At 66.5% G+C, this 1140-nt stretch carries 2 protein-coding genes; one reads left to right on the top strand and one right to left on the bottom strand.

Features of this window, described 5'->3' with window-relative positions; all coding sequences use genetic code 11:
• Nucleotides 1-25: 25 nt before the first annotated feature.
• Nucleotides 26-391 carry a hypothetical protein gene (locus tag ACFT41_RS32335; protein ID WP_377590559.1) on the bottom strand — a complete coding sequence of 122 codons (366 nt, stop codon included), beginning with the start codon at nt 389-391 and terminating at the stop codon, nt 26-28.
• 49 nt (nt 392-440) lie between these two features.
• On the opposite strand from ACFT41_RS32335, the gene ACFT41_RS32330 reads away from it, so the two are divergent.
• Nucleotides 441-1140 (top strand): IS630 family transposase (locus ACFT41_RS32330; RefSeq protein WP_377590557.1); only part of this gene is annotated, 700 nt, incomplete at its 3' end.

The following is a 1140-nucleotide window of genomic DNA, read 5'->3' as shown; positions in this document are numbered from 1 at the left end:
CTAGTGCAGCCCCGCAGAAGTCTTGTCAGGGTTGTATCGGCTTTGGTGGGGTGTTGGCTAGGTGTACTCGGCATGCGCAGTCGAGGATGTCTTGAAGTGTGCCGGTGAAGGACCCGCCGGGCAGGATGGTGTCCTGGTAGGAGTCGGTGGCCGGGTGGTAGAGAGCGAAGGCCCAGTCGTCCGGGGTGCCCAGATAGCCGATCCGGCACAGGGGCACGGTCTCCTCAGGGGCGTCGAGATCGGTCTCGTCGTCGTCGAGGTAGCCGATCACGTAGCCGTATCCGCCACGCCAGCGCACCTCGATGCCGCCGAGTTGCGGCCAGTGCAGTTCGGCGTGGTGGTCGAGGTCGGCTGCGGCGTCGTCTTTGCAGTGTCGGGTAGGTACCGGCATACCGCCAGTGTGCCGGTCGGGGGCCGAGTACCGAGCCGCGTCGACAGGCGTGGTGATCACGTTGGCATCATGGCCGCTCGTGCCCCGGATACGAAGTCGCGACACGATTCGCCTGTCTCGTCACCGTCGTCGCCGTCTGAACCGTCTGATCCGTAGTTCGACCGCGGCGGTTCGCGAGGTCCGCCGGGCCAAGATCGTGCTGTTGGCCTGGGAGAAAACCCCGAACGAGCGCATTGCCCGCGAGGCCGGCTGCGATGTCGCCACAGTACGACGCGTCCGGCGTGACTGGCGGGCCCGGGGAATGAAGGCCCTGACCGATCGTCCTCGATCGGGTCGGCCACCGGTCTACGACCTCGATGTTCGTCTGTTGATCGTGGCGACCGCTACGAGCGATCCGCCGGAGACCGACTCGCAGTGGACCCACCAGGCGATCGCCGGGCACCTGGCCTACACGAGGGGGATCGAGATCTCGGCCAGTCAGGTCGGGCGGATCCTGGCTGAGGCCGATCTCAAACCGCACAAGGTCAGGGGCTGGCTCAACCGCCCCGACGATCCCGAGTTCTTCACCCACGCCCAGAACATCTGCCGCCTCTACCAGGACATCCCAGCCGGCACGGTACTTCTCAGCATCGACGAGAAGACCGGCATCCAGGCCAAGTCCCGCAAATATCCCACCCGCCGGGCACGGCCCGGCCGCCCGGCCCGCCGCGAGTTCGAGTACATCCGCCACGGCACGGTCTCCCTCATGG

The organism is Micromonospora sp. NPDC057141, from assembly GCF_042670805.1.
In the GTDB taxonomy this organism is placed as follows: Bacteria; Actinomycetota; Actinomycetes; order Mycobacteriales; family Micromonosporaceae; genus Micromonospora.
Note: the sequence above shows the minus strand (reverse complement) of the source record. Positions and strands in the feature narration are given on the sequence as shown.

Bases quoted from the DNA above. Each gene is read 5' to 3' on its own strand.
- ACFT41_RS32335 (WP_377590559.1), bottom strand. From the start codon at position 391: ATGCCGGTACCTACCCGACACTGCAAAGACGACGCCGCAGCCGACCTC.